General features: G+C 34.3%; 21 protein-coding genes. 13 read left to right on the top strand and 8 right to left on the bottom strand.

Going from position 1 to position 23179, the window contains the following annotated elements; all coding sequences use genetic code 11:
* Window positions 1-273 precede the first annotated feature (273 nt).
* The 3 genes from LUA90_RS16950 to hemF all read left to right on the top strand — a co-directional run bounded on the left by LUA90_RS16950 (window position 274) and on the right by hemF (window position 2814).
* Window positions 274-498, top strand: a complete 225-nt coding sequence (locus LUA90_RS16950) for a coproporphyrinogen III oxidase (protein WP_231491839.1) — start codon at window positions 274-276, stop codon at window positions 496-498.
* Between the two features lie 96 nt (window positions 499-594).
* Window positions 595-1824 (top strand): MFS transporter, encoded by a 1230-nt coding sequence (locus tag LUA90_RS16945; protein ID WP_231491838.1) that lies wholly within the window; start codon window positions 595-597, stop codon window positions 1822-1824.
* Window positions 1825-1920: 96 nt separating this feature from the next.
* Entirely contained in the window at window positions 1921-2814 is an 894-nt protein-coding gene (gene hemF, locus LUA90_RS16940) for an oxygen-dependent coproporphyrinogen oxidase (protein ID WP_231491837.1), read from the top strand.
* Here hemF and LUA90_RS16935 read toward each other — a convergent pair.
* Window positions 2811-3509, bottom strand: coding sequence for an endonuclease V (locus tag LUA90_RS16935; protein ID WP_231491836.1), 699 nt, complete (start codon window positions 3507-3509; stop codon window positions 2811-2813). The genes hemF and LUA90_RS16935 overlap by 4 nt on opposite strands.
* Before the next feature lie 118 nt (window positions 3510-3627).
* Here LUA90_RS16935 and LUA90_RS16930 point away from each other — a divergent pair, with 118 nt between their 5' ends.
* From LUA90_RS16930 to LUA90_RS16895, 8 genes are all read left to right on the top strand, one after another.
* Window positions 3628-4023, top strand: coding sequence for a MerC domain-containing protein (locus tag LUA90_RS16930; RefSeq protein WP_231491835.1), 396 nt, complete (start codon window positions 3628-3630; stop codon window positions 4021-4023).
* Between the two features lie 224 nt (window positions 4024-4247).
* The gene (locus tag LUA90_RS16925; RefSeq protein ID WP_231491833.1) at window positions 4248-4874 is read left to right on the top strand and encodes an ABC transporter ATP-binding protein; all 627 of its coding nucleotides are present in this window, start codon (window positions 4248-4250) and stop codon (window positions 4872-4874) included.
* Complete coding sequence (locus LUA90_RS16920; protein WP_231491831.1) at window positions 4874-6082, top strand: FtsX-like permease family protein; 1209 nt, start codon at window positions 4874-4876, stop codon at window positions 6080-6082. The genes LUA90_RS16925 and LUA90_RS16920 overlap by 1 nt, the downstream gene beginning before the upstream one ends.
* A 1-nt stretch (window position 6083) precedes the next feature.
* Complete coding sequence (locus LUA90_RS16915) at window positions 6084-6536, top strand: hypothetical protein (RefSeq protein ID WP_231491830.1); 453 nt, start codon at window positions 6084-6086, stop codon at window positions 6534-6536.
* Between the two features lie 6 nt (window positions 6537-6542).
* A complete protein-coding gene (locus LUA90_RS16910) occupies window positions 6543-6983 on the top strand; it encodes a DUF3299 domain-containing protein (RefSeq protein WP_231491828.1) in 441 nt (146 codons plus the stop codon).
* Window positions 6980-7432: a hypothetical protein gene (locus tag LUA90_RS16905; protein WP_231491826.1), complete on the top strand. Its 453-nt coding sequence runs from the start codon at window positions 6980-6982 to the stop codon at window positions 7430-7432. The genes LUA90_RS16910 and LUA90_RS16905 overlap by 4 nt, the downstream gene beginning before the upstream one ends.
* A gap of 18 nt (window positions 7433-7450) precedes the next feature.
* Window positions 7451-7885 (top strand): Fur family transcriptional regulator, encoded by a 435-nt coding sequence (locus LUA90_RS16900; protein ID WP_231491825.1) that lies wholly within the window; start codon window positions 7451-7453, stop codon window positions 7883-7885.
* A 16-nt stretch (window positions 7886-7901) separates the two neighbouring features.
* Window positions 7902-8345, top strand: a complete 444-nt coding sequence (locus LUA90_RS16895; protein WP_231459602.1) for a hypothetical protein — start codon at window positions 7902-7904, stop codon at window positions 8343-8345.
* A gap of 105 nt (window positions 8346-8450) precedes the next feature.
* Here LUA90_RS16895 and LUA90_RS16890 read toward each other — a convergent pair whose 3' ends face one another.
* From LUA90_RS16890 to gyrA, 3 genes are all read right to left on the bottom strand, one after another.
* The gene (locus LUA90_RS16890) at window positions 8451-9596 is read right to left on the bottom strand and encodes a lipopolysaccharide assembly protein LapB (protein WP_231491823.1); all 1146 of its coding nucleotides are present in this window, start codon (window positions 9594-9596) and stop codon (window positions 8451-8453) included.
* Window positions 9597-9681: 85 nt separating this feature from the next.
* Window positions 9682-10770: a tetratricopeptide repeat protein gene (locus LUA90_RS16885; protein ID WP_231459604.1), complete on the bottom strand. Its 1089-nt coding sequence runs from the start codon at window positions 10768-10770 to the stop codon at window positions 9682-9684.
* A gap of 31 nt (window positions 10771-10801) precedes the next feature.
* On the bottom strand, window positions 10802-13390 hold the full coding sequence (gyrA, locus tag LUA90_RS16880) for a DNA gyrase subunit A (RefSeq protein ID WP_231491822.1): 2589 nt from the start codon (window positions 13388-13390) through the stop codon (window positions 10802-10804).
* 224 nt (window positions 13391-13614) lie between these two features.
* On the opposite strand from gyrA, the gene LUA90_RS16875 reads away from it, so the two are divergent.
* Window positions 13615-14826, top strand: a complete 1212-nt coding sequence (locus tag LUA90_RS16875) for a TCR/Tet family MFS transporter (protein ID WP_231459606.1) — start codon at window positions 13615-13617, stop codon at window positions 14824-14826.
* A gap of 39 nt (window positions 14827-14865) precedes the next feature.
* On the opposite strand, the gene LUA90_RS16870 is transcribed toward LUA90_RS16875, so the two are convergent.
* Window positions 14866-16215 (bottom strand): PhoH family protein, encoded by a 1350-nt coding sequence (locus LUA90_RS16870; RefSeq protein WP_231459607.1) that lies wholly within the window; start codon window positions 16213-16215, stop codon window positions 14866-14868.
* A 717-nt stretch (window positions 16216-16932) separates the two neighbouring features.
* Between LUA90_RS16870 and LUA90_RS16865 the strand changes: the two genes are divergently transcribed.
* A complete protein-coding gene (locus LUA90_RS16865; protein WP_231459608.1) occupies window positions 16933-19092 on the top strand; it encodes an FUSC family membrane protein in 2160 nt (719 codons plus the stop codon).
* On the opposite strand, the gene LUA90_RS16860 is transcribed toward LUA90_RS16865, so the two are convergent.
* From LUA90_RS16860 to LUA90_RS16850, 3 genes are read right to left on the bottom strand one after another with little or no spacing between them, the layout of a single operon-like run.
* On the bottom strand, window positions 19089-19526 hold the full coding sequence (locus LUA90_RS16860; protein ID WP_231459609.1) for a hypothetical protein: 438 nt from the start codon (window positions 19524-19526) through the stop codon (window positions 19089-19091). The genes LUA90_RS16865 and LUA90_RS16860 overlap by 4 nt on opposite strands.
* Window positions 19527-19529: 3 nt before the next feature.
* A complete protein-coding gene (locus LUA90_RS16855; RefSeq protein WP_231491820.1) occupies window positions 19530-20525 on the bottom strand; it encodes a PorP/SprF family type IX secretion system membrane protein in 996 nt (331 codons plus the stop codon).
* A 3-nt stretch (window positions 20526-20528) separates the two neighbouring features.
* Window positions 20529-22934: a gliding motility-associated C-terminal domain-containing protein gene (locus LUA90_RS16850; RefSeq protein ID WP_231491818.1), complete on the bottom strand. Its 2406-nt coding sequence runs from the start codon at window positions 22932-22934 to the stop codon at window positions 20529-20531.
* Window positions 22935-23179 lie beyond the last annotated feature (245 nt).

Here is a 23179-nt window from a genome sequence, read left to right as displayed (position 1 = left end):
CTAATATCAGAAAGTTTTACCACCTTTTAAAGTTTTACAAAGCATGCTTAAGTAAAACTTTGGTAGAAGAATTTTGGAATGATTTGATATTGAATGAGTTGCTTTTATACAATTAACATATAATCCTTTGATAAAAAAATAAATCGACAATTAAATTTTAAAATAATTGTAAAACTAAATGATTAAAAGGTTGTTTGATATTAAGTAAGAAGAAAACAGTGAACCATCATATAAATGATTGTTTCATTTTATAAAAATTAAAACTCAACCCTAATGAAAAATTTAATCTTAAGTCTTGCTTTCGCTGGCACGTTAATGGTAGCCACTACAGCATGCAACTCATCAAAAAACATGGCCGGTTCTTCTGATAGTACAATGGCTGATTCAACTGCAACAACTGCACCAATGGATACTACTAAAACTTCTACAACTCCAATGGATACAGCCAAGACAACGACGCCACCCGATACCATGAAAAAGACGATTCCTCCAATTTAGAGGAAAAAAGCCCCGAAACATTCGGGGCTTTTTTCGTTTACGGCTTTTTTTTATTTGTGCTTATTTGTACTTTCAGCGATTAAACCAAATAAACCAATGGAGCCTAAACCTTCCAATAACCGCAACGTTATTTTCTTAGTCATTGTAGCCGCTCTAGGCTACTTCGTTGATATATACGACCTCGTACTCTTTTCTGTTGTTCGATTAAAAAGTTTTGCCGATATAGGCGTTTCGCCTGAGCACATGCGTACCGATGGTGAATACGTTATCAACATGCAAATGTTCGGGCTTTTGCTTGGTGGCTTGCTTTGGGGTATTATCGGCGATAAATTTGGTAGAATTAAAGTACTTTTCGGTTCTATCTTAATGTATTCTCTTGCCAACATAGCTAATGGATTTGTTACCGATGTACATAGCTATGCCATTATTCGTTTTATAGCTGGGATAGGTTTGGCCGGTGAACTTGGCGCAGGCATCACTCTGGTAACCGAAACAATGGATAAAGAAAAACGCGGCTACGGAACAATGGTAGTTGCCGGGATTGGTTTATTAGGCGCTGCCGCCGCTGCAACTGTTGGGAAGCATTTTTCCTGGCAAACATCGTATTTTGTTGGTGGAGGAATGGGTTTGTTGCTCTTATTGTTACGTGTTGGCACTTTTGAATCTGGCATGTTCAAAAAAGCCGAAGAAGCAACAGGTGTTTCAAAAGGTAACTTCTTTATGTTGTTTTCAGATAGAAAACGATTTTTAAAATACCTCGCTTGCATCTGTTTAGGTTTGCCATTATGGTTTATTGTAGGCATTTTGGTCACCCAATCGCCAGAAATTGGTAAAGCATTAGGCGCTAAAGAGGTTTTGAATGCAGGAACCGGAATTATGTATACTTATTTTGGTATTGCCATTGGCGATGTTGTTTGCGGTTTTCTGGCACAAATTTTAAAATCTAGAAAAAAAACGGTATTAATTTTTCAAAGCTTATCGGTAGTAACGGTAATTATCTATTTAACAAGAACGCAATTAACCGAGAATAATTTCATACTAATTTGCCTGTTTATGGGTTTTGCAGTAGGTTATTGGGCAACTTTTGTTACCATTGCTGCTGAGCAATTTGGCACCAACATCCGTTCTACAGTAACCACAACGGCACCAAATTTTGTACGTGGCGCACTCATCCCAATAACTTTAACATTCGAATATTTTGTTCAGCAGTTTAACATTATAACAGCCGCTTTTATTGTAATGGGCATTGTAACTGTAATTGCTATGATTTCTGTAACCTATTTAAAAGAAAGTTTCAATAAAGATTTAAACTATTTGGAAGAGTAGAATTTTTCAGAAACTGTCAATAAAATGTAAATCTAAACATTAATAGATTTTGCTAGTTTAATAGCCTTAAATTTGCTTGGAAATAGAAGAGCAGCCATGTTTAAAGAAGAAGTAGCCGAGCGTTATAAATTAATACAGGATGAAATTTGTCGTGGACTAGAAATAGCTGATGGAAAGGGGAAATTTCAAGAAGAGCTTTGGGAAAGAAATGGAGGAGGAGGTGGACGTACACGTATTATGCAGAACGGTGCAATAATAGAAAAAGGCGGCGTTAATTTTTCTGCAGTTTATGGCAAACTTCCCGAAGCTGTGAAAAAGGCTTTTAATGTTACCGAGGAAGATTTTTTTGCTACCGGCGTTTCTATCGTTATTCATCCAAATCATCCATTGGTTCCAATTATCCACATGAATATTCGCTATTTTGAATTAAACGAGGAAACAAGATGGTTTGGCGGTGGGATTGATTTAACGCCACATTATGTTTTTGAAAACGATGCAAGGTTTTTTCATCATAAATTAAAACAGGCTTGCGATGATTTCAATGTAGATTTTTACCCAAAGTTTAAAAATCATGCTGATGATTACTTTTTCATTAAACACAGAGAGGAAACAAGGGGCATTGGCGGTATATTTTATGACAGATTAAAGCCTGAAAATACAGCATTAACCTGGGCAGAAATACTTAACTTTTCTGTAAATATTGGACAAACATTTTTGCCAATTTATACTGAACTGATTGATAGAAACCGTGAAAAAGTATTTACGGAAGTTCAAAAAGAATGGCAGTATCAGCGTAGAAGCAGGTACGTAGAATTTAATCTGGTTTACGATTCGGGAACTAAATTTGGCTTAGAAACCAATGGAAGGATAGAATCTATATTAATGAGTTTACCTCCACAAGCTAATTGGGGTTATAATGTACAACCAGAAATTGGTTCTGAAGAATATAAAACCCTGCAGCTACTAAAAAAAGGAATTAATTGGATCTAAAATAAAGTAAGTGGTTTTTGAATTGTTTGATAACCAGCTTTAATTTTTCCTAATCTAAACTGGTTAGCAATTTCATGCGCAATACGTGTAGGTTCAGGAATTCTATACTTGCCAACACATTTTTTAATCAATTCAAGGCTTTGTTGATGAGTAATTAAATGACCAGCCGAAACGTAAACTGGAGCACAATTTACTTTAGTTCTTAATGCAAAGCCTAAAAATTCCTGGTTATTTTTTAGCTCAGTGGTACTAAATTTTAAATTTTCCGGACTAAAATTTTCGCCATTAAGCATCGTCTTGGCACATCCAATTGCAGGCTGATTGGCTAAAATTCCAAAATGAGACGCCACGCCCATCCTTCTTGTATGAAGAATTCCGTTGCCATCTAAAACTACAACATCAGGCTTTTCCTTAATTAGTTCCCAGGCCTTTAACAATGCCGGAACTTCTTTAAAACCTAAAAATCCATCTTCAAAAGGGAATGTGGTATCATAAGTATCTATAGCATAACCAATAAGCCTAAGCTCTGGGAAAGATAAAACAACTATTGCTGCATACATTGTTGTGCTGTCTTTATTAAATGAAATATCTGCTCCAGCAATTGTAGAAATAGTAGTAACCTTTTCAAATTTTAATTGCTTAGCCAACTCAACCTGAAGCTTTGCAGCTTCTGCTAACGGGAAATTATCATACATTCCTTAATAACAAAACAAAATTCAAATTCATTGAACAATCACGAAAAAAAAATAATTTATTATGATAAATTATAAATGCAACAATATTGCTTTTATATTTGTTTTCAAATATTGAAACATGAAAATCACCAAAACGAGTATAAATTTAGATAGTTTGGGTATAACGGCTTCTGTACTTTGCGCCATCCATTGTGCCTTAGTTCCATTATTGATTACCTTTTTACCACTTTGGGGCCTTAGTTTTCTCGCAAATGAATGGGTGGAAATTTCTATGATACTGGTTTCTCTAATTTTAGGCATTTGGTCTTTAAGCATATCTTACCGGAAAGAACATCGCAAAATATATCCAACAGTAATACTCGTTTTAGGCTTTGCGCTAATAGCAGCCGGGCATTTTTCGGGTTATGATTTTTTAGAGCCAATTTTGATTCCAATTGGCGGAATTGTTATTGCAACAGCACATTTTATTAATTTAAAATATGTTAAATCGTGCACTGTGAAACATAATCATTAAGCGTAACCTTATTAATACAGCCACGTTTGGCCTATATTTTAAATTCTATATTTGCAAAACTACATGATTAGAAATAAAATGCGATGCGCAATAGCATTAGGTATCATCGCCATGCTTAATCCATCGTGTAAACATGGCAGTAATGATGCTACTGAACTTTACAGAAGGTATGCAATTAAAAATTTAATAATCAAGCAGCCTAAACCGACCTTAAAAATAATTAAATGATAAATCTCAATTCCATTTCACATCAATATCCTAAAGGACAAGTTATTAAATTTCCCGATTGGAATATCGAAGATAAAGAACAATGGTTACTTATGGGGGTTTCCGGCAGTGGAAAAAGTACATTGCTTAACATTATTTCGGGTTTATTAAGGCCTACACAAGGTGATGTAAAATTTGATGATGTAAATCTTTATGGCTTGTCGGCCAAGAGCATGGACAAATTTAGAGGGCAGAAAATTGGTATAGTTTTTCAAAGGCCACACTTAATTCGTTCATTAACTGTGATTGAAAATTTAGAAATTGCGGCTTCTATGGCCGGATGTAAATTTGATAAACAGCGTATCAAGTTAATTTTGAATGATTTAGGATTGAATGAAAAACAAAGCAGTTACCCTGATGAGCTAAGTCAAGGGCAATTGCAAAGGGTTTCTGTTGCTCGTGCTTTGGTAAATAAACCTTCACTTTTAATTGCTGATGAACCAACATCAAGCCTTGACGATAATAATACGATTCAGGTATTGGAAATGTTAACTAATCAGGCTCAGAATAACGGTGCAGCACTAATTATTGCTACACATGATCAACGCGTTCGAAACCACATCACTAAAGCTTATTTATTGTAATGAATATTCTTAAAATTAGTTATAAAAACATATTCAGAAATAAGCTAACGGCTATTTTAAATATATTATTGGTTGCTTTTGGCGTAGGCATACTGTCGATATTATTTCTAGCATCATCACAAATTGGTAACAAATTAGAGCAAAATGCAAAGGATATCGATTTGGTGGTAGGTGCTAAGGGTAGTCCGCTGCAATTAATTTTGAGCAGTATTTATCATATAGATTTCCCAACAGGAAATATCCCTGCAAAAGATGCTCAGGAATTAATGCAAAATCCATTAGTTAAAAGAGCTGTTCCTTTGGCGCTGGGCGATAACTATGCCGGATATAGGATTGTTGGTACGGATACAACTTTTATAGGTTTGTATGGTTTAAAGTTAGATAAAGGCAATTTTTGGAGCAAGGATTTGGAAGCAACAATAGGTAATACTGTTGCCAAAGAAGCGAATTTAAAAGTTGGAGACAAGTTTTTCGGTGCACACGGATTAAGTGATAACGGAGATGAACATAAAAAGAATGCCTACGTTGTTAGAGGAATTTTAAAGGTTCAGAATAATGTAACTGATAATTTAATTCTGACAAATATCGGTAGCATTTACAAAATGCATGCTGAGGAAGATGAGCATGAAGAACATCAGAAGGAACCTAAAAATGAGCTTGATGAAAAAGAAATCACTTCAATCTTAATTCAATATCGTTCTCCAATGTCAGTTGTAATATTTCCCCGCATGGTAAATCAAAGTACAAACATGCAAGCGGCTTCTCCGGCAATGGAAAGTGCAAGATTATTTTCACTTATTGGTGTGGGCATTGATACATTGAAATGGTTTGCCATCCTAATTATGGCAATTTCTGCGTTAAGCGTTTTTATCAGTTTATATAATTCTATGAAAGAGAAGAAATACGATTTGGCTATTATGCGTTGTTTGGGTGCATCAAAACTAAAACTTTTCTTTTTGGTGATGTTAGAAGGCTTATTAATCACCACTATTGGTGCCTTCATCGGACTTTTAATTGGACACCTTGCTATTGAAGTTATTGGCAAATACCAGGAATCATCTCAGGCTAAATTAACCGGACTTTATTTTGTTGTAGAAGAACTTTATTTGCTTTTGGCCGGACTAATTATAGGTATCGTCGCATCAGTAATTCCTGCATTGCAAACCTACCGGGTGGATATTGCCAAAACACTTTCTAAAGACAGATAAAATGAAGAGGGTAGTGGTCTTATTTTTTTTTAATGTCTTATTTTTAGGTTTACTCGAACTTAAAGCTCAGGTTAAGGTTCATAAAGACTTGCGCACCAAAACCTGGAATACTATTGGTTTAAGATATGATAAAGAACTTTCGCCCGGTAAATGGGGAAGTGTTTATCCCGCACCCTTAACATCGTTACACAATAAAATAATCGAATTGCCTGGTTATATGATTCCGACGAAAGTCGGCGCTAAATTCACGGAATTTATGTTTTCGATTGTACCTGTAGAATCATGCCCGTATTGTGGCACCGGTGATATTCCGGCAATGTTGCAGGTAAAAACCAGTAAATCAATTGCTATAACGGATAAACCGATAAAGTTAAAAGGCAAATTTATAATTAATGATTCTGGTAATGATCAAAGTGAATTTTTTCTTGTGGATGCGGTATTAATCTTACAATAATAACTTATGAAAAGGCTAATATTAGTGATTTTGTTTTTAGCTTTTACCAGCAAAGCAATACATGCGCAAGTACAGGTGCATACAGATATGAGAACCAAATACTGGAATTTAATTGGTTTGAGATACGAGAAACAAGTTAAGCCCTTAGAATGGAAAGTATTTTATCCGGCAGAACTAAAAGCTTTAAATAATAAAATAATTGAATTACCAGGTTACATCATTCCTATAAAAGTTGGAAACAAGTTTTCTGAATTTATGCTATCAATAGTTCCTGTAGAATCATGTCCATTTTGTGGCTCCGGAGATATACCAGCTATGGTAGAAGTTAAAATGAAAAATCCTATAAATTATAGCAGCAAACCGATAAAACTTAAAGGCAAAATTGTAATAAACGATTCTGGTGATAAACGATCTGAATTTTTTCTTCTAGATGCTGAGCAATTATGAAAGGCTTTCTCTTGATTTTTTTCGCTTGCTGCAGTTTAAAATCTGTAGCTCAATCTAATAAAAAACATCAATTAAGTGATGAATTACATTCGTTAAATTGGGATATTATTGGCTCAGTAAAATTTGAACTTACAGATAAGAATGAACTTTTCCCAATATTTAGCGAATCGATAAAACGTTTTGAGAACAAAGTATTTGACCTAACCGGATATCTAATTCCGATAAAAGCTGGTGTAAATCAGCAGAAATTCTTTTTGGCAACATTGCCAATAAATCAATGTTATTTCTGCGGAAAAAACGGTATTCCAGCAATGATTATGGTGGAGATGGACAAAGCAATCGCCTTCTCTGTTAAGCCAATTAAAATCGCTGGAATTTTGAAACTCGAAAGGAGGGATGCTAGTTTTGCAGCACCTATATCCCTCAAAAATGCCAAAATCATAATATAAATGTTTATTTTTGTGTTGATGAAAAACACAGAAAGATTTGAAAATTTACTTATAAAAAACGGACTTAAACGCACCGGTCCAAGGTTGCAAGTTCTGGATATTTTAAGTAAAAGAGATTCTGCAGTTTCTCAACCATATTTAGAACAAGTGATGGGGAAAATTGTAGACCGTGTTACTTTATATAGGGTTTTAAAAGCTTTTGAAGAGAAAGGAATAATTCATAAAGTTCTTGATAATCATGGAACGGCAAATTATGCAATTTGTTCTGATGGTTGCTCTGCACACCAACATCACGATGAACATGTGCATTTCAATTGCAATAATTGTCAAAAAGTTTATTGTTTAGACAGCGTTAAAATTCCGGCATTTAGTGTGCCAAAAGGATTTAGTGTAGCGCAATTAAATTTAGTCGCCACCGGGATTTGTGAAGCTTGTTCAGAAAAAATCAATTAGATCACAAAATCATACTATGAAAAAAATAATTTTAATTGCTTTAATTTTTATTGGATTTAAAGCGAGTGCGCAACACGATTTTAGTGACCAGATTGATTCGCCAAACTGGGACATTATTGGAGATGTAACTTTTAAAAATGTGAAGCCTACAGAAATGTACGCAGTTTACAATGCTGAAATTAAAAAGCATGAGAATAAAGCCTTTGAATTGGAAGGATATATTGTGCCGATAAAAGATGGTATGAAACAAACTAAGTTTATGCTTTCAACATTGCCAATAAATCAATGTTTCTTTTGTGGTAAAAATGGTATTCCAATTATGGTTTTAGTTGAAATGGCCGAGCCTATAAAATTTACTTACTTACCAGTATCTGTTAAAGGCATTTTAAAACTGAACAAAGGTAACGCAGCTGATAATCCGCCATTAGTAATTTCTGCAGCCAAGCAAACGTCGAAGTAATTACCTGATATAATACGAACTAATAATTTGTCTTATAATTAATATTATGTTAAGTTGATATTTACACAACCTCTTCCTTTATTTAAGGACATCAACAATAATATTTTAAAGTTCCTGTAATCTACGTTGTAAATCCTGCACTTTATCTTGTGCATTTTTTCTGGTGTAAATTTCCATAAGCAGCTGTACAGCTTTCTTGTCGTTTGGATTGATTTCATTTGCTCTAAGTAAAGCAAACTGCGCTTTATTAATTAGCGAGCCATATTGGTTTTTCTTATCAGCATCTGCTTTCTTCAAAGCTTCATTTGCAGTATTAATGTATGCTAAGCCTAACTGATAAAGTGCATCAAAATAGTTTTGGTCGGTTTCGAGTGCTTTATTATAAGCTAAAATTGCTGTTGGATTATTGCCACTAACTTGCTGTAGATAGCCGTATAAGAAAAACAATAATTTATTTCCTTTTTCAACTTTTAAATTGCTTTCAATTAATGATGATGCTTTTGTGTAATTCTCGTTATCTAACAAAAGATTAATGTAATCGTTGGTTAAGGAATGATTATAAGGATTTAGTTTCAAACCATCTTCTAAAACTTTTATAGCAGCCTCGTTATCATATTTAGCTACATAAAGCTGAGACATTTTTTGAAAAACTGCCGGGTTTTTAATACTGTCCTCCTTCGCTCTCTTAAAATATTTCAATGATTCATCATAAAGTTGAACGTTTTGAGCGCAAATAGCTGTATTTAAGGCTAATGTAGTATCAGCCGGAAATTTATCGCTAACCTCTCTTAAATCTTCAAGCGCTTCCTTAAAATCATTATTAAAATAAGATAGATTGCCCCTATCCTGCTTTTTAATTAAAATATTATGTTCAGATGCTTTAATTAAACCTGCCGGATCCTCATATTTCTCCAGGCTTTTAGCTTTTTTTACTGCTTCAACTGCAGCGTCGAAATACTTATCAGATGCAGCGGCATCGGTATCAATAATTGCTGCATAAGATGTTAAGTATGATTTTATAGCAAAGGTTTCAGGCCAGTTTTTAGTCTTACTATCTTTTTCTGCTGATTCTATAGATTTTAATCCTTCAGTAATTATACCCAGTTGCTTTTTAGCATCATCTTTACCGGCAAAAGAAGCTTGAAGTTTACCAACCGAATTTCTGGCGATTAGCATTTGGCTTTTTTGTGCCATTGTATTAATTGATAGCGTAATTAGCGTTCCGAATAGTAAACCTGAGTATTTTAGCATAGAATATTGAAATGTTAAAGCGTAAAAATAGACATAAAAAAAAGAGCCTCGAAATTTCGAAGCTCTTTTTTTACATTGCTAAATATTATTGTTTTGGAAGTGCATCCAAACGTTTTTTAACATCCTCGTAGTTTTTTGTATCATTTTTGAAAGCATAAATTGTTTTCAAAGTTTCTAAAGCACCTACATTTTTAGCATCTATATCCAATGCCTTCTTGTAAAATGGTAACGATTTTTCTAATAAACCATTCATTTTCGTAGTTACATCATTAAACTCTTTAACTTTTTTAGCATCAATTTTATTTCTAGCATCTTGTAATTTTAATGCCTGAGAGAAATAAATATTACCCAATAAAACCTGATATGCTGCATTATTTGGCTCTTTTGTAGCTAAAGTGTTTAACATTTGTTCAGATTTTGCAACATCACCTCTATCAATATAAATCTGAGTTTCTGATTTAATAAAATTTGTTTCCTCAGGATATTTAGCTGTTGCCTCTTGAATTAATGCTATCGCAGCTGTTGTATCTTTCTGTTGAGATAAAGACATATTAATTAATTCAGAATACAAATCTTTAGCCTGTGGCGAATTTAAAGAGATTACCTTTTTAAACTGTTTAATGGTATTTGGGTAATCATTTAAATTTCTTGCAGCAACACCAGCATTTAAATACATGGCGGTATCTGCAGGATTAATTACAGTTGCCTGAACAAATTTATCGTAAGCAGTTTTGTAATCTTTTTTGTTGTAAGCCATTACACCAGCATTTCTAATTGCATTTGCAATATTAGTTTCAGCAATTGTAATGTTATCTTTTTCTGCACCTTTCGTATCTAATGTTTTTGCCTGTGCAACTGCATCAGTAGCAATTTTTAACTGAGCATCAGCATTTTGTGCATTGGTGGTATCAAGCAAAGCTGCCGATGAGGCGAACAAAGCACGATAGGTCCAGGCTTCTGGCATTACTTTAGATTTTTCATCAGCTATTGCTTTATCTGTGTGAGCTAAGCCTGCAGATAAAGATTCTAACTTTTTAGCTAATGGTGTTGATGCAGTTTGTCCAGTAATCTGGAATACACCCCATGCATTTTTTGCGGCACTAACTTCGCTTTTTTGGGCAAATGCTAAACTAGCAACGCCAACTAAAATGCTACTTAAAACTATTCTTTTCATAAAACAACTATTCTATTCTTATTTAATTAGTTTAATTTTCTTCTTTTTCATCTTCATCTTCCGAGCCACTCTCCTCTTCAGTTTCCTCTGTTTCTGTTGTGTTATCGGCTTCTAATTCTTCGCCATCAACAACAATATTTTCTAAGTCTACTTCTTCCTCATCATCCTCGTGGTCTATTTTGGTTACCGAAGCAATTTCATCATCACCTTTTAAAGATATTAAACGAACACCTTGAGTTGCACGTCCCATCACTCTTAAAGCCGAAACCGGTATTCTAATTACAATGCCAGAACGGTTGATAATCATTAAATCTTCGCTATCTGTAACGTCTTTTATCGAAACTAATTGTCCGGTTTTTTCCGTTACGTTAATGGTTTTTACACCTTTACCCCCACGGTTGGTTACACGGTAATCTTCGATATCTGTACGTTTTCCGTATCCTTTTTCTGAAACTACTAACACAGTTACTTCAGAATTGTTTACAGCAATCATGCCAACAACTTCATCTTTATCATGAGCTAATCTTACGCCGCGTACTCCGGTTGCAGTTCTACCCATCGGACGAACAGTTTTCTCATTAAAGCGGATTGCCCTTCCAGAGCGTAAAGCCATAACAATTTCGCTTTCGCCATTTGTTAAACAAGCTTCTAATAAAACATCACCTTCGTTAATATTAATTGCATTAATACCATTTACACGCGGACGAGAATATGCCTCAAGAGAAGTTTTCTTTATTGTACCTTGTTTAGTACACATTATGATAAAGTTATTCTCTAAATATTCCTGATCTTTTAGATTCTTAACTTTAATATATGCCTTAATTTTTTCTTCTTTTGGTATATTGATGATGTTTTGGATGGCCCTGCCCTTACTTGTACGAGAACCTTCCGGAATTTCATAAACCCTTAACCAGAAACATCTTCCCGCTTCGGTAAAGAATAACATATAATTATGGTTGGTTGCAACCAGCATGTGCTCAATAAAATCTTCATTTCTTGATGTACTGCCTTTAGAACCTTTACCACCTCTACCCTGTGCTCTAAATTCTGTTGCTGGTGTACGTTTTACATAACCCTCGTGAGAAATAGTGATTACAACTTCTTCATCATCTATGAAATCTTCCATGCTCATATCTTCAGCAGAATGAACTATGGTTGTTTTACGTTCATCGCCGAATTTTTGCTTAATTTCTTCCAGTTCATCTTTGATAATCTGCATGCGCAAACCTTCATCTGCTAAGACAGATTTCAAATTTTCGATGGTTTTCATTAATTCAGCATACTCTTCTTTAATTTTATCACGCTCTAGTCCTGTTAAACGACGCAAAGTCATATCAAGGATTGCACGAGCCTGAATATCGCTTAAACCAAATTTCTCCATTAAACCAACACGGGCTTCTTCAGGAGTTTCTGATGCACGAATTAATTTAATTACCTCATCTAAATGATCTAAAGCGATTAAATACCCTTCTAAAATGTGTGCACGTTTTTCAGCTTCTGCTAATTCGTATTTCGTTCTACGAATCACAACATCATGACGGTGATCTACAAAATGTACAATCAAATCTTTAAGATTTAACATTTGCGGACGACCTTTTACCAATGCAATATTATTTACACTGAAAGATGTTTGTAAAGCTGTGTATTTATATAAGTTGTTTAAAACGATAGAGGCATTTGCATCCCTTTTAATTTCGTAAACGATACGGATACCATCTTTGTTAGATTCATCTTTAATGTTAGAAATACCTTCAAGTTTTTTCTCGCCAACTAATTCAGCAGTACGCTCAATCATTTGTGCTTTATTAACCTGGTAAGGGATTTCTGTAACAATGATTACTTCACGGTCTTTAAGGTTTTCGATTTCTGCTTTAGCACGCATTACAATACGGCCCCGCCCAGTTTCGAAAGCTTCTTTAACACCAGTATATCCATAAATAATACCACCAGTAGGAAAATCGGGAGCTTTTACAAACTTCATCAATTCCTCGATAGTGATTTCTCTATTATCAATATAATTTACAATACCATCAATACATTCGGTTAGGTTATGTGGCGCCATATTTGTTGCCATACCTACCGCAATACCACTAGAACCGTTAACTAAAAGGTTAGGAATTTTAGCAGGTAAAACCGTTGGTTCCTGTAATGTATCATCAAAGTTTAACTGAAAATCTACCGTATCTTTATTGATATCGGCAAGCATTTCTTCTGCAATTTTAGAGAAACGAGCCTCAGTATAACGCATTGCAGCCGGCGAGTCGCCGTCAATGTGGCCAAAGTTTCCTTGTCCATCTACCATTGGGTAACGTAAGCTCCAATCCTGAGCCATACGCACCATTGTAAAATAAACGGAAGCATCACCATGTGGGTGATATTTACCTAAAACCTCCCCTACAATACGGGCCGATTTTTTGTGAGGTTTATTACTTGTTACACCAAGATCAAGCATGCCATATAAAACACGACGGTGAACCGGTTTTAATCCATCGCGTACATCAGGCAAAGCCCTTGATACAATTACCGACATTGAGTAGTCAATGTAGGCCGATTTCATCTGCTCCTCTATATTAATTTGGATGATTTTGTCGTTTTGTTGATTTTCTAAATCTTCTGCCATAAATTATTATTCTCGCTGTTAAAACGATATTTCAAAAAGGTATTATTATAACCTTGCGAATTTAAAAAAATTATGCCGAAATAAGGCATTGTGGAAAAGTTTTGACCCTTTGGGTATGTTCTAAAGCCCCTAGGCAACTTTCAGTTTATTCAGCGCAATTTATGTGTTTAGTTATAAATGGAATAATCTTCTGTTATTTAATCATTATATATATTTTTGCTTTGATGGCGAGCACAAAAAAATCGGCAATGGGTTTTATAATGATAACCCTGCTAATAGACTTTACCGGATTTGGAATTATTATACCAGTTTTACCAAAACTTATTCAGGATTTTACGGGTGGTGGCTTTGGATTAGCAGCCGAATATGGTGGCTGGCTAACATTAGCTTATGCCTCTGTTCAATTTATTTTTTCACCAATAATTGGTGCTTTAAGCGATAGATATGGTCGTCGGCCGGTTTTACTTTGTTCTTTATTTGGATTAGGGGTTGATTATATATTCCTGGCTTTTGCGCCATCAATAATTTGGTTATTTATAGGTAGAATAATTGCAGGCATTACAGGGGCCAGCTTCACAACTGCCCAGGCTTACATTGCAGATATATCTGCTCCTGAAAAAAGAGCTCAAAACTTTGGTTTGGTTGGTGCTGCATTTGGTGTTGGCTTCATTCTTGGTCCGGTATTAGGTGGTGCTTTTAGCCATTTTGGTACACGAGTTCCTTTTATGATAGCTGCCGGACTTTCATTAATTAACTGGCTTTATGGATATTTTATTTTGCCAGAATCTTTATCGGTTGAAAAACGCAGGGCATTTGAATGGAAAAGAGCTAACCCGGTTGGCTCATTATTAAGCATTGGTAAATACCCCGCATTGATGGGTTTAATGGCAACATTATTTTTACTGTACTTTTCCAGCCATTCCGTACAATCAAACTGGACATTCTACACCATGGAAAAATTTAATTGGGATGCAGCCTGGGTGGGTTACTCTTTGGGTTTTGTTGGATTGGTAATCGGAATTGTACAAGGCGGTTTAATAAGAATCATACTTCCGAAAATTGGCGAAAAACGGGCTGTTTATTTTGGATTGATTCTATATGTAATCGGTTTTACGGCCTTTGCTTTTGCAACCAAAGGATGGATGATGTTCGCCTTTATGTTGCCGTATGGTTTGGCAGGAATTGGCGGACCAGCCATGCAAGGATTAATTTCAAACCAAGTGCCATCAAATGCACAAGGTGAAATGCAAGGTGTATTAACAGGCTTACAAAGCTTAGCTGCAATATTTGCACCCTGGGCGATGACACATATATTTGCTTATTTTATTGATGATAGTACATCAATCTATTTTCCAGGTGCACCATTCATATTAAGCGCTTTTTTAACATTGATAGGCTTATTTATTTGTTTAAGGAGTTTGAAAAAATATCATTAACTAATTAGTAGGAAGCTTTATATCACTAAAAATATCACTTTAAAGAAGCTCGTTTGCTAAATTAGCCAGCTCGCTCCGCTCCCCTTTTTGCAAAGTTATGTGCGCATAAAGCGGATGATTCTTTGCATTCTCTATTAAATAACTTAATCCATTGCTTTCCGAATCGAGATAAGGTGTGTCGATTTGATAAATATCGCCTGTGAAAACAATTTTAGTATGTTCACCTGCTCTGGATATGATGGTTTTTATTTCGTGAGGCGTTAAATTTTGGGCTTCATCCACAATAAAAAATATTTTAGTAAGCGTTCTTCCTCTTATAAATGCAAGTGGAGCAATCGCAATTTTCTCCGTTGTAATCAGCTCATCAATTTTAGCAATCATTTTTTCATCGCCATTAAACTGCTCCTTTATAAAACGAAGATTATCCCAAATTGGCGCCATAAAAGGATCTGTTTTAGATTTTGCATCACCAGGAAGAAAACCAATATCTTTATTGCTGAGTGAAACAATTGGTCGGGTTACGTAAATTTGCCTGAAATCTCTACGTTGCTCTAATGCACTAGCGAGCGCCAGCAGGGTTTTGCCTGTACCTGCATTACCCTGAATACTTACAATTTTAATATCCGGATTTAATAAAGCGTGAATAGCAAAAGCTTGTTCTGGGTTTTTGGGCTTAATTTTAAAAATAGCTTCTGAAACAACAGGACTTATTTTTTTTAGGTGATGATTATAAAAAATATGTACCGATTTTCTTTTGTTTTTAAGGATATAAAAGTGATTTCCAGTTTCTACAGGAAGCTCCAAATCGGCAAGTTCTACATTTTCCTTTTTTTTTAATGTATCAATAATATGCTCCTGAATGTTATTCAGTTCCGTTTTTCCGGCATAAAGTTGATCTGCATTTTTAATTTTTCCGGTTTCGTAATCTTCTGCATTAATATCAAGGGCTTTGGCCTTTAGGCGTAAGCAAATATCTTTTGAAACCAAAACAACTTTTTTAGCCGGATATTCTTCTTTGAGGATAAGTGCCGCATTTAAAATTTTGTTGTCATTTTTACCTTTTCCAAAAACATCTTCGGCATTTACATGCTTCGGTTTTTCACTCATAACAACCTTAAACATGCCCGAATTGGCTTTTTGTAACGGAACCCAGTTGCTAATCAATTTTTGCTCGGCAGCTAAATCAATAAGCCTAATAAAACTTCTGGCTTCAAAATTTCTGGTTTCATTGCCGCTTTTAAAATTATCTAGTTCTTCTAAAACCTGAATTGGTATGGCTACATCATGTTCTTTAAAATTGTTTATTGCATCATGATCGTACAGAATAACAGAAGTATCTAAAACGAAAATCTTTTTTGAACTTGTATCTGATTTACTTTTCTTAGCCATTCTGTAAATTTAATATTTTAGGCGCAACGGTTGAAAGATGTGTTATTAAAAAGCACAAAAAAAAACGGGGACCGTCTTCTTTCGATTCTGTTCCCCGTTTAACCCTAATAACAACCGTAATTGTTTGTCAGGTATCTAATAATTGTAATTGAATTTCTTCGTTTTTACTTGGCTTTTGCAAACTTTTGTAACTCGTTTAGAAATTATTTCCGATAGCCGTATTCCATAGAACAATACTATCTTCAATAATGCTTGTTAAGTATTCTGATTTGAAATGTCCATCTTTCGATTTCTATTCATTTTCTACTGGTTTAACCCATTAGAAATCATCATATCCTTTTTTAGATTCATCCGGAAAAACTGTCCTTTAGGTTAATCTTTCTGTTGGATTTCTCTTTTTCAAACTTTCAATTACTCCGTATTTGATATAAACTAATTTAGCACATAAATGTACGCTTGTCAATAGTTTAGATAAATATTTTATAAACAAAGTTATTAACCTGAAAATGAGACTTCTTAACATTATTTTTTTTGCCAAACTATAAACATCAGTCCAAAAAATAGATTTATTCAATTTTATTAACATTAACTGATTATCAGCTTATTAACAAAATTTTAGAAATTTGTTTTAGAATTACCTTTAAAATCTGCTTAAAAATAAAAATCTTCTAAAAAATCCATCAACAAAAGCAGACCTAATATGTTATTTTTGTACACATGGAGATAAGACAACCCGTTAGAAGTGTTCAAGATTTTTTATTAAGCACATATTTTGCAGATGGGTTGCGCATAACTATCGGTGTTTTACTGCCTTCATTAATTCTGGCTCAATTTGGAATGCTAAAATACGGAATGACCCTTTCTTTAGGTGCATTGTGTGTAAGCGTTGTAGATAGCCCTGGACCAATGGTGCATCGAAGAAATGCCATGCTCATCACTACTCTTTTAATTTTTGTATTCTCCATTTTAACAGGATTAACGAATAGAAACCATTTCTTCATAGGCTTTCTTTTAACCATTTCCAGTTTCATTTTTAGTATGTTCTACATTTATGGTGTAAGAGCAGCATCAATTGGTACAGCTACCCTACTCATCATGGTTTTAAGTATTGATGACATTAGGCCTTGGCAAGATGTTTTAACTCACGGATTGATGATTTTAGCCGGAAGTATTTGGTACACCGCCTTAAGTTATTTTGTTTATAGGTTACGTCCTTTTAGGCTGGTACAGCAATCGCTAAGTGATTCAATTTTTGAGGTTGCCGAATTTTTAAGGGAGAAAGCAAAGTTCTATCACCGAAACAACAATTATGACAAAACTTATGCTGATTTATTGCAGTTGCAGGTTTCTGTACACGAAAAGCAAGATGCGGTAAGGGAAATGCTTTTTAGAACGAGGGAAATTATAAGAGATTCTACACCTGAAGGTCGTTTTTTAATGTTGGTTTTTGTAGATATGGTCGATTTGTTCGAGCAGGTAATGTCTACCTATTATAATTACAAGCAACTACATGAGCAATTTGATTCTGCCGGAATTTTATCAGACTATGAAATGGCAATTAAAAGGATTTCTTATGCTTTAGATGATATTGCCTTTGCTTTGAAAAGTGGTGGGAAGCCAAAAATTTCTAAACGGTTGCTGATAGAGATTGAGCGCTTAAAAATTAAGATTAATGATTTAGAACGCAACAATACTGAACAAAAATTTAGCACCTCAGGCATCATTGCGTTAAAAAACATCGAAGTTAATATCGAAAATATTTTAGGTCGTGTAAAAACCATTAACAGCTATTTTAAACTTAGAAACAGTAACGAAATACGAAAGGCAGAGGTTGATGCTGAAAAATTTATCACCCGACAAAAATTTGATTTTAATCTCTTTACAGAAAATTTAACTTACAGCTCCTCAACATTCAGGCACTCTTTAAGGGTTACGGTTGTAATGTTATTAGGTTTTATAGTTTCGCAAATATTAAATTTTTCGCACAGTTATTGGATTTTATTAACCATTCTGGTGATATCCAAACCGGGCTTCAGCCTAACTAAACAAAGGAATTATCAGCGATTAATTGGTACAACCATTGGTGCCTTTATTGGTATGGCGGTTGTGAGTTATATTCACGATAAAAACACGTTATTTGCCATCCTTTTAATTTGTATGATTGGCTGTTATAGTTTTCAGCGGAAAAATTATGTAGTCAGCGTTTTGTTTATGACGCCGTACATACTGATACTTTTCGATTTTTTGGGCATGGGTTCTATCGCGTTAGCTAGAGAAAGAATTTACGATACATTTATTGGCTCGGGGATTGCACTTTTAGCTAGTTATTCTCTTTTCCCAACTTGGGAACACGAAAAGTTAAAAGAAGCGATGCTTGACATGCTAAAAGCCAATAAGGCTTATTTTGAGCAAGTTGTAAAGCTATATTTTGAAAAAACCTATAACCGAACAGAATATAAACTTGCCAGAAAGGAATTGTATGTTAGTACGGCGAACCTCGCATCGTTATTTCAAAGGATGTTTTCTGAGCCTAAAAGCAAGCAATTATTTATAAAAGAAGTACATCAGTTTACCGCTTTAAATCATTTAATTTCATCTTATACGGCAACACTATCACTATATAATAAGGAGCACGATTTTCAGACACAAAATTTCGATTCACTTAAACCAATTGCGAATAACACCATTTATTTGTTAGATACCTCGATCGAAAATCTGGAGAAAAGACAATCTACTATTGATAATGTTCCTTTAGTTAGATTGAGTGATTCCTCTTTAAAAGTTGTAACCGGCGAAGATTTAATTCCCGAACAATTCGATTCAGTTCAAAAAGTTGCCTATGATGTTTACAAATTATCTGTAAAAATTAAAATTTAAGGCTTAGCTAACTGCTCCACTATCACACATTTTTGAAATGGCAATTCGTAAACCGACTCATCATCAAGCTTAAATATTATTTTTGGATTACAGCTAATGTTCTCTTTATTTATATCGGATGAGTTTAATATTATAGCATAAAATTTAAGTTCTTTATTATCGTTTTTAATTGTTATATCATTCATTTTAAATTTCAGTTTCTCCGTTACTTTTCCTTCTTTTAAATAAATTTTTTCAATCTTATTAAAAGTTTTGCTCGCCGAAAAATTAAGGTAAAATATGGTTTCGGCAGAAGCCGGATTTTTATAAATTTCATAGGCATAATAAATTTTACCATCGCGATGGTATTGATAATCGATGTTCTTTTTTGCGTTTTGAGCAAATGAAATTTTAGTGGCTACCACTAAAAATAGTAATAAGATGGTTGATTTCATTTCTTAAAATCTTGGGCACGGTACTTTAAATCCTTTAAAATTATTATGACGGTAAATAAGAGATATCTCATAAGTACGGGGCAAAGTATTTATGATTTTGTTAGCGTGTAAGGTGTAATTTAAGCCAGCACTAAGATTTCCATAAACCAGTCCTAAATACGGATAGAACGAAGATTCGTTTATGTTATGCCAAAGTCCGGCATTAATTTTAATTTTCGAATCTTCATTGGGTTGTATGCCAACAACAGCACCAACAATCCTATCATTTACAGTACCTTGAAAGTTATAAATCGCACTTAAGTTTAAATCTACATAGTTATTAATTGGATACAATAAACCAAAATTGATGTTTCGCCGGGCTTTTAGTGGGGTTTTATTTGCCCCTAAGAAAGATTCGTTTGGTTCGGTTAAATGGTAATGTGCATAACCTCCAACCACACTAAAACTTTCAAATTGAGCAGAAAAATTTACGCCTATGCTTACATCGAAATAAGATATTCTATCATTCTCCAAATCGAGGTAATTTGGCATTGAAGTATCAAAATCGTATCCTGTAAATTGCGTTGCAAAGGTTAGTTTGGTTTGATCCAGATATCTTGAAACATGAGAAACTTGTGGCGCCAAACCAAACTTAAACCGATGGTTAACATCTAAATATTGATAATAAGAAAAGCTTGCACTTAAGTATTGAGATTTTAGTGCTTTGTTAAAAGATTCATCAAACAAGCCACTTAAACCAACACTAAAATAACTATCGGCGAAATTCTCATCAGCAATTAATTTTAAATCGCCCGAAATGCTGTGGGTGTTATAAGGGTCGCCAAGGTTTCCCCATTGCCTTCTTGTATTCAAGGCAACTCTATAAATTCCATCAAAATAACCCGTAAATGCCGGATTTAGTGCCAAAGGCGCCGCAAAATATTGCGAAAACCTTGGATCTTGCGCCGAACTATAAACTGTAATAAAGCACAAAAATAGGGTGATTATAATTTTGCACATTACCTATAATATTAATACTGTTTTCCCTTTAGTTTGAAATTTGTTGCCTAACACATCTACTCCATCCGCAAACCAGGAATAAGTTTCTAAAGGCTGCATACGAGATTTAACCTGACCGTCCCAACCATCTGTAGACATATCATTAGTTTGATAAACTAATAAACCCCACTTATTGTAAACTTTAAACGAGCCCAGTTTTTGAATGCTTGTAAAAAAAGGGTACAACCTGTTATTTGTGCTTTTTTGCGGCGTAAATGCTGTTGGTACCAAAATTTTTGGAGAGGATAAAATATTTAACGTTAGCGCTGCAGAAACACTACAGCTGTTTTCATTTTCCAACATAATATAATAGGTTCCGGCTTTGTTAACTTTTTCTGGCTGAAGGACTGGTGTGGTTAAAGATTCATTTTCGTAATATTTTATTTTCACAAAATCTTTACTGCCTTTGGTAATTTCTGGATTAGTTAAATCGATGTAAGCATTGTCAAAAATTGGTTTAGGTTTATTTAAAACAATAGTTGGCATATTATTGATTGAAACAATTATCTTATCAGAAACTGAACAACCGTTTTCATTTGTGATTTTTACATAATAGGTTCCACTTTGTGTTACTTGCCATGGCTGATTTAGTTTGTTCGACAAATTACTATCCTTAAAATATTCAAACTTAACGGCATGAGTTGTACCCTGATATAATTGAGCATTAGTTATATCAACAGTTGATGGATAACAAACAGTATCGGGATTTTTTACGGATAGCATAGGTTGTTCATTAAAATCGACCCTAATCCTACCCTTTTCTATGCAGCCAAAGTTGTTAATGGCTTTAATGTAATATGTACCTGCTGTTGAAATAGCTTTTGGATTGATAATTTCTTGCGATAATGATTCATCCAGGTAGTAACTTAGCTTTAAATCAGAATCACTTCCTGCATAGAGCTTAACATCTGTTATATCAACAGTAGATGGATAGCAAACTAAAGCCGGATTTATAATTTTTAATACCGGCCGCTCACTTATCGTTACATCAATTGGAAGTATTTTAACACAACCTAAATCTGAAAGGAATTTAACGTAATATTTACCACTCAAATTTACTGCAGTTGGGTTTTGCAGTACGTTTGTTGCTTCGGCATTAGTATAGTAACTTCTGTTAGTATTTGTATAATCACCACTATATAATTCGTTTTTTGTTATATCAACAGTTTCAGTATAACAAACTTTTGGCGGATGATTAATTTTTACATTCGCTAAAGGATAGAGCGAAATATCGATTGATGCTACACTTACACAACCTCTATTGTTGGTAGCCTGCACATAATATGTTTTATTTTGAGTTACGGAGAATGGGCCATTTACAGGAATTGTTAGATCTTTATCTTCATAAACATAATAGGTAAAATCAGGATGCCGGTTTAATATGAATTCTTCTGCTGAAGGATCGATAACAGTGCCTTCACAAACAGTAAATTTTGGTGGCAATTCGAGTTTATAATCTACACTTTTTATTACCGTTACAACAGTATTTGAGCATCCAAAACCTGTATAAGGTACTAAATCTAAAAGGAGTTTACTTCCCTCAGCTGGAGTAGGTTTTATCGTTAGCGATTGGCCGCTACCATAGTTTATAGTTCTATCTTCATTATACCAGGTGTAACTTTTATAACCGCTAGGCCCTAAAATTGCTATCTGTTCAGAACTTTTGCAATAAGTAGCCCCTAAAATCATGTCGCCACATATACCGCTAACATCTACGTATGCATATCCAAAATGACCACCCAGAGTACAGTCTGTCGTAATGAATTCTAATTCTAACTGTTTGCCTTGATAGCCTGATAAATTTAAAGTAACTGCCGACCAATCCTTATATATCACGATTGGATCTGTTGGCGATTTTTTAAAACCAGGTAAATCTGATGTTGCAATGTATTGAAATGAGGCGCAAGGAAGATATTCATTTGTTAAAACATCCCTTACCCTAACAATGAACCTAGGCTGCTCTGGTGTAACATGCATAGGGTCTTCTAATACAACCGCATATTGGTAAGTTATTGAATACTCAGGTTTATTTGTTGGTACATTTATTAAATATGATATTGCATCTGCTTGTCCACCTGTGCCATCATTACCTAATTTTACAACGTTTCCACCACTATTTTTTGGAATTATAGAAAATTGGCCATACAAGTCGATTGCATTTTTATCACTAATGATGGTGTGGCGGCCAAAAATTTCGGCAGAGACTGGTGCTAAATCAAGAGATATTTCGGTAACTAAGCCAGTGTATATTTTCCAATTCTTGAAATTGCCATTTTCAAAATCAATATTTTCCGGGCATTGTTGCCCTCTCAAATTTGATGTTGCGGCAATCCAAGCCACAATTAGCATCAACAAAATTTTGAAGTTCACTATAGGGAGATTTATAGATTTATCAATTTGGTTACCCAAAATTAGATCTTAATGAATTATGAATATCAATCTTAGTATGCTTAGAACAAGTAATTTACATGAATTACTCCTTTTAGGAATATATATTGTTTTAAACTTGATAAGCAACGAGCTGGTTTTTATTGAATTGAGTAGAAAAATTGCAATCTCGAATTACAAACGAAAAAGGAGATTTTTACACGAAATTTAACCGTTTTAGGGATATA

It is taken from the genome of Pedobacter sp. Leaf170, from assembly GCF_920984665.1.
Taxonomy (GTDB): Bacteria; Bacteroidota; Bacteroidia; order Sphingobacteriales; family Sphingobacteriaceae; genus Pedobacter.
Note: the sequence above shows the minus strand (reverse complement) of the source record. Positions and strands in the feature narration are given on the sequence as shown.

Excerpts from the sequence above, each read along its gene's own strand:
- LUA90_RS16950 (WP_231491839.1), top strand. The coding sequence starts at position 274 with ATGAAAAATTTAATCTTAAGTCTTGCTTTCGCTGGCACGTTAATGGTA.
- LUA90_RS16945 (WP_231491838.1), top strand. The coding sequence starts at position 595 with ATGGAGCCTAAACCTTCCAATAACCGCAACGTTATTTTCTTAGTCATT.
- hemF (WP_231491837.1), top strand. The coding sequence starts at position 1,921 with ATGTTTAAAGAAGAAGTAGCCGAGCGTTATAAATTAATACAGGATGAA.
- LUA90_RS16935 (WP_231491836.1), bottom strand. The coding sequence starts at position 3,509 with ATGTATGATAATTTCCCGTTAGCAGAAGCTGCAAAGCTTCAGGTTGAG.
- LUA90_RS16930 (WP_231491835.1), top strand. The coding sequence starts at position 3,628 with ATGAAAATCACCAAAACGAGTATAAATTTAGATAGTTTGGGTATAACG.
- LUA90_RS16925 (WP_231491833.1), top strand. The coding sequence starts at position 4,248 with ATGATAAATCTCAATTCCATTTCACATCAATATCCTAAAGGACAAGTT.
- LUA90_RS16920 (WP_231491831.1), top strand. The coding sequence starts at position 4,874 with ATGAATATTCTTAAAATTAGTTATAAAAACATATTCAGAAATAAGCTA.
- LUA90_RS16915 (WP_231491830.1), top strand. The coding sequence starts at position 6,084 with ATGAAGAGGGTAGTGGTCTTATTTTTTTTTAATGTCTTATTTTTAGGT.
- LUA90_RS16910 (WP_231491828.1), top strand. The coding sequence starts at position 6,543 with ATGAAAAGGCTAATATTAGTGATTTTGTTTTTAGCTTTTACCAGCAAA.
- LUA90_RS16905 (WP_231491826.1), top strand. The coding sequence starts at position 6,980 with ATGAAAGGCTTTCTCTTGATTTTTTTCGCTTGCTGCAGTTTAAAATCT.
- LUA90_RS16900 (WP_231491825.1), top strand. The coding sequence starts at position 7,451 with ATGAAAAACACAGAAAGATTTGAAAATTTACTTATAAAAAACGGACTT.
- LUA90_RS16895 (WP_231459602.1), top strand. The coding sequence starts at position 7,902 with ATGAAAAAAATAATTTTAATTGCTTTAATTTTTATTGGATTTAAAGCG.
- LUA90_RS16890 (WP_231491823.1), bottom strand. The coding sequence starts at position 9,596 with ATGCTAAAATACTCAGGTTTACTATTCGGAACGCTAATTACGCTATCA.
- LUA90_RS16885 (WP_231459604.1), bottom strand. The coding sequence starts at position 10,770 with ATGAAAAGAATAGTTTTAAGTAGCATTTTAGTTGGCGTTGCTAGTTTA.
- gyrA (WP_231491822.1), bottom strand. The coding sequence starts at position 13,390 with ATGGCAGAAGATTTAGAAAATCAACAAAACGACAAAATCATCCAAATT.
- LUA90_RS16875 (WP_231459606.1), top strand. The coding sequence starts at position 13,615 with ATGGCGAGCACAAAAAAATCGGCAATGGGTTTTATAATGATAACCCTG.
- LUA90_RS16870 (WP_231459607.1), bottom strand. The coding sequence starts at position 16,215 with ATGGCTAAGAAAAGTAAATCAGATACAAGTTCAAAAAAGATTTTCGTT.
- LUA90_RS16865 (WP_231459608.1), top strand. The coding sequence starts at position 16,933 with ATGGAGATAAGACAACCCGTTAGAAGTGTTCAAGATTTTTTATTAAGC.
- LUA90_RS16860 (WP_231459609.1), bottom strand. The coding sequence starts at position 19,526 with ATGAAATCAACCATCTTATTACTATTTTTAGTGGTAGCCACTAAAATT.
- LUA90_RS16855 (WP_231491820.1), bottom strand. The coding sequence starts at position 20,525 with ATGTGCAAAATTATAATCACCCTATTTTTGTGCTTTATTACAGTTTAT.